Genomic DNA, 5,053 nt, shown 5'->3' on the forward strand with positions numbered 1-5,053 from the left:
GACCGAGCCGATATACGCCGACATTGATAAACCACGACCCAGAGACATTGCGGCCGTCTGGCTTAGCCTCGGAACCGCGTCCGGTATAACGCTGGAATAAGCGTCCGGTTAAAGATCGGAATTCCTGTCCGGTTTCATTGGAATACGCAATGAGGCTGAAGGCTTTGCCATCCTCGTCTTCGACCAGGTTGGCGTAGAGTGGAGCGGTGAAGCTCGGATCGTCGAGCTTGAGGCCGAGATATTTGCGGCCCTCGTTGGACTGCTTGGACCAGGCTGCTCCGATTTCGATGCGGCCGACGAAGACACGGTGGCTGGGAGCGTTTTCGCCGCCGGAGTGGGTATCGGATACGATGCGGACGTTTTTGGTCTGGAGTGAAAGGGTGACGATCTCGCCGCTGAAGTCGTTTCCAGTTTGCTGGAAGGTTCCGATGGTAGGCATTGTTGTTCTCCTGACTGGGTTGCCGAAGCCGCCCCTTGCGACCTCGATAGCGGCCGTGAGACGACGATCTCGCCGGCTGCATCCCAACGGGACCGTAGCGCCAGCGCAGGACGGCGAAAGCCGGACTTGTTGTCTCGCGAGGAATGCAGCGGAGCTGCAGGGGAAGAAGTTTGGCGAAGCCGTTGCAGGATCAGGAGAGATTGACGTCAGACCCGCCTGAAGAGAGGTCGAAAGGGGTGGCCTGCGGACATCGTCCAACGGGAACGATCCTGGCCAACGGACTCTGATCATAAGCCGACAGGTGGCAGACTGAGTTAGTCTCGCAAGCCTCTAGTCCGGGCGGCTCCGCGATGATCCCACACGAACGTCAACCTCATATACGGTTGCCGTTTCAACGGCCGGTTTCCGATCCCAGTTGTAGCCGCGAGAGCTCCGGAGGACGGGACCGATCTCGTTTCACGGCGTTTTGTCCAGGTTCGCTATTCGGTCGTCCCTCTGGTCCCGGCGAGCCTGATCGGGCTCGGGCCGAACAGAAACTCGGTTGAGTGGTCACTACCTGGATACTCCATCTTCGATCACGATGTCGGCTGGCGGGCTTTGTTTCATCAGGTAGGCTGGTCGATCGGCTGCAAGCAATGTGATTGTATGGCGTGAGCGCTTGCGTCGAGAGAGGCACCGCTGATGCTCACCGGCAATTTCCGGCGCCTTTGAGCCCTCGAACCTTGTCCCGGTTGCCTGTGAGCAGGCTCACTTCGCTGGCTGCATCCAGGCATCAAATCGCATGCAGAGGGCAGAACCTGCCGGCCTGGCATCCGGTACGGATCTGCCTCGTCTAGCGAGCCGCTCAGGTACTCATGGAGAAGCGGCTTACGTTGCCTCCCCCTCACCTTCGATGTGCGGCTGCAAGTAATGCAGATAGTTGGCTGCGCGCTGGGCTTGGGCAGCCGCCTGGAAGATGGCGCGTTTGTCATCACGCAATACCTTCAGCCAGCTGCCGATATAGCTGGCATGATCAGACCGGGGTTGAAGTTCCGGCGCAATACCGAGATCTGCACAGAGGAAAGCACTGCCGAGTTCCGCAACGAGTTCTTCGCGCGCGCGCGCTGACCGGTCCTTTGCATAGCGGGAGAGATCGCGGTCAAGCCGGGTTTTCTTTGAGGTCCAGTGCGCCTTATGCCGATATCGGCATAAAATCCATAATGCCGACCGCCGGATTATGCCGATAAGGGTGGGAATGCGCCGACGTTCGCAACGATTCCGGCGCATCCTGCGCGGCATAATCAGAGCGATCATTAAACCGCGAAGCTGATCTGCAATCAAAAATGCGGAGACGATGAGATCATGTGGGGGCGCCTTCAACAAAGGAGCACCATATGAAGTCCGAACTCAAAAATACTGCCGCTCAGAAATTGCCCTCCTCACTCGTTGAGGAGTTTTTTGATCGTCTTCGCAGCGAAAGATACTCTCAAAATACGATCGGCGGATATCGCCACGCAGTCCAACACCTCAGCACGACAGTCGCAGAAAACGGCCTCGAATGGCAAACGCTGACCCCGGATGACGCCGTTGCCCTGGTGAAGCCAAAGTCGAGAAATGCTTGCTATCGCCTAAAGGCGTTTGTCCGTTTCCTTGGTGAGAAGGGCTTTGCTGCGCCACTTCCAGAACCCAGCGAAGCCGAACTTGCCCGCAACTCGCTCCGTGCCGAGTTCGAGGAATATTTGCGGACTCAACGGGCCATGAGCGAGCGCACGATCCGACATGCCTCCTATATGGCGAGGCGCTTCCTCGCGTTCCGATTTGGCGAGGCCCGAGACCAACCCGGCGAAATCGCCGTTAAAGATATCTCGGACTTTCTTGCCGATGTTCTGGATCGCAAATCGGCCTTCCGCGACAAAACCCTCTCCACGCACCTGCGTTCCTTCTTCGGCTTTCTCTTTCAGACTGGGAAAACGCAGACAAACCTCGCAAAGGTGGTCCCGCGGGTTGCCATCCGGCACGGCACGAGACTGCCTCGACATTTAAAGCAGGATGACGTCGAAGCCGTGCTTCAAGACGTCGGCAAGGTGAAAAACTCGCCAAAGCGCGATTATGCGATGCTTCTGCTGATGGCACGATACGGATTGCGGGCCCCCGAAGTCATTGCAATCCAACTCGACGATATTGATTGGCGGGCTGCGGAGATTATTGTCCGCGGCAAAGGACAGTTGCACGACAGGCTTCCGCTTCTGCCCGACGTCGGGGCGGCGATCGCAGACTACCTCCAGTCAGAGCGTCAAGGTCAGACCCGCGACCTCTTCGTGTCGTCCCGGCCACCTCACAAGCCATTCAAGGACTCGCAGCGACTGAACCAGCTTCTGCGTGGCGCCTATGAAAGATTGGGCATGAAGCCGCCGGTACCATACGTCGGCTCGCATATCCTCCGCCATAGTCTGGCGACGAACCTACTGGAACAGGGTGCGTCGCTGAATGAAATCGCCGACACGCTGCGGCATCGATCTCGAACGACGACGCTCAAATATGCCCGACTGGATGTCGAAGGGCTGCGAACGATTGCAAGGCCGTGGCCGACAGCGGAGGACGCCGCATGAGCATGCTATCGGCACAACTGAACACCTATCTCCAAATCCGCCGCGGCCTTGGCTTCTCTCTTCGGACAGATGAACGCATCCTCCGTAGATTTATTGACTTTGTCTTATCGGAAGGCTCCGAGTTCCTTGAGCGAGATCATTTTGCGCGATGGATGAAGAACTTCGGCGTGGGCGGTCAATATACATGGTCCCGCCGGTTCGGCATTGTCAGGCTGTTCGCGGCCTGGCTGCACGCAAATGACAGCCGGCATAAGATCCCGCCGGCAAATCTGATCCCGCATCGCAAGCGGAGGCCAAAGCCCTTCATCTACACGTCGGGTGAGATCGCTCAGCTCCTTGATCAGGCTGCTATGCTACCTTCGGTAAATGGCATCCGGCGGCTGACGTACCCCACGCTCTTTGGCCTGATTGCGGTCACGGGGCTTCGCATCAGCGAGGCCTTGTCGCTTGATCGCGCCGATATCGACTTCACGCAAGAGATCGTGATCGTCCGCAACGGCAAATCCGGTAAGCAACGGATTGTCCCGTTCAGCCCAAGCACCTCCCATCGGCTTCAAAGCTACGCCCGTGAGCGCGACCGGCTCTGCGAGGGGCGGCCCGTTCCCTTCTTCGTCGACGATCACGGTAGACGGATCAGCGACTGCGCGGCACGCTATAACTTTGCGTCGATCTCCCAAGCCGTTGGCTTGCGCCAGCTTCAACGGTTCCAGCGGCATGGGGTCGGCCCGCGAATCCATGACTTACGCCACACATTCGCCGTCCAGACGATGATCGACTGGTATCGACAGGGCCTGGACCCCGACCAGGAAATGATCAAGCTCACGACAATGCTCGGCCATGAGAGCGTGTCTCATACCTACTGGTATATCGAAGCGATTCCGGAACTCCTGGAACTGGCATCCCGCAGGGCGGAGCTTTCCCTTGAACGGGAGGTACGCCCATGAAGCCTTCGCGCCTTCCCACACTGGTCCAGCGTTTCTTTACCGAGCGGCTGACCGAGCAGGTCAACGCAAGCCCCAATACGATCGCAGGCTACAGGGATACGTTCCGGCTCCTCCTGATGTTTGCAAGTGGGCAACTAGGCAGGCCGCCGACCAAGCTCGCGGTCGAGGATATCGATGCGGCATTGGTCGGAAACTTCCTCAACTACGTAGAGGCTGACCGAGGCAATTCCGCACGCAGTCGGAATACCAGGCTTGCCGCCATACGCTCCTTCTTCCGGTTTGTCGCGATGTTGGAGCCTGACCTGCTCCGGCATTGCCAAAAGGTTTTAGACATGCCGAACAAGCGTTATGTGAAGCGAAGCATCGACTTCCTCGAAAGACACGAAATCGATGCGATTATCGCTGCCCCGGACAGATCGACATGGGCCGGCCGGCGAGACCATACCCTTCTCGTTCTCACCCTTCAAACCGGTCTACGAGCATCCGAGCTCATATCCTTGCGCACATCAGATATTGTTCTCGGAACCGGCGCCCATATCCGGTGCCAGGGCAAGGGGCGAAAGGAGCGCAGCACGCCGCTTCGGCGCGACACGGCGAGGCTTTTACAAGCGTGGCTGCATGAATGCCGTGGCAATGAAACGGACATCGTGTTCCCAACGATCCGCGGGACCCGCATGAGCAGAGACGCGCTGGAGCGCTTAATCAGCCGGCATGCACTGACTGCAGCTCGATTTTGCCCATCATTGGCAGAAAAACGGGTGAGCCCGCATGTTCTGCGTCATAGTACCGCGATGGAGCTGCTTCATCACGGTGTGGATCAGACGGTAATCGCGCTGTGGCTTGGCCATGAATCCGTGGAGACAACCCAGGTCTATGTTCACGCGGACTTGCGGCTGAAGGAAAAAGCGCTGGCTCGAATGGTCGCCCCGGACGCAAAACCTTCGCGTTATAAGCCAAGCGACAAGCTCCTCGCATTCCTCGAAACACTCTGATTATGCCGAACAGGATGCGCCGGAATTCGTTGCAAACGTCGGCGCATTCCCACCCTTATCGGCATAATCCGGCGGTCGGCATTATGCGCC

The 5,053-nt window shown here is 58.1% G+C and carries 3 protein-coding genes and 2 pseudogenes; 3 read left to right on the forward strand and 2 right to left on the reverse strand.

Annotation, left to right across the window (positions count from 1 at the left end):
- Positions 1-148: 148 nt before the first annotated feature.
- Both AC1DNK_RS29875 and AC1DNK_RS29880 read right to left on the reverse strand, forming a co-directional pair.
- Positions 149-439, reverse strand: a pseudogene (locus tag AC1DNK_RS29875) (DUF736 domain-containing protein); the annotation flags it as partial.
- Positions 440-1,306: 867 nt separating this feature from the next.
- A pseudogene (locus AC1DNK_RS29880) lies at positions 1,307-1,609 on the reverse strand (zincin-like metallopeptidase domain-containing protein); the annotation flags it as partial.
- Between the two features lie 203 nt (positions 1,610-1,812).
- Between AC1DNK_RS29880 and AC1DNK_RS29885 the strand changes: the two are divergent.
- Genes AC1DNK_RS29885 through AC1DNK_RS29895 form a run of 3 tightly spaced genes read left to right on the forward strand, consistent with a single transcriptional unit; the run spans position 1,813 to position 4,963 of the window.
- Positions 1,813-3,027 (forward strand): tyrosine-type recombinase/integrase, encoded by a 1,215-nt coding sequence (locus tag AC1DNK_RS29885; protein WP_142843300.1) that lies wholly within the window; start codon positions 1,813-1,815, stop codon positions 3,025-3,027.
- On the forward strand, positions 3,024-3,971 hold the full coding sequence (locus AC1DNK_RS29890; RefSeq protein WP_477944844.1) for a tyrosine-type recombinase/integrase: 948 nt from the start codon (positions 3,024-3,026) through the stop codon (positions 3,969-3,971). The genes AC1DNK_RS29885 and AC1DNK_RS29890 overlap by 4 nt, the downstream gene beginning before the upstream one ends.
- On the forward strand, positions 3,968-4,963 hold the full coding sequence (locus AC1DNK_RS29895) for a tyrosine-type recombinase/integrase (protein WP_112518763.1): 996 nt from the start codon (positions 3,968-3,970) through the stop codon (positions 4,961-4,963). Before AC1DNK_RS29890 ends, AC1DNK_RS29895 begins: the two co-directional genes overlap by 4 nt.
- Positions 4,964-5,053: the final 90 nt, after the last annotated feature.

It is taken from the genome of Rhizobium sp. 01N424 (assembly GCF_056399485.1).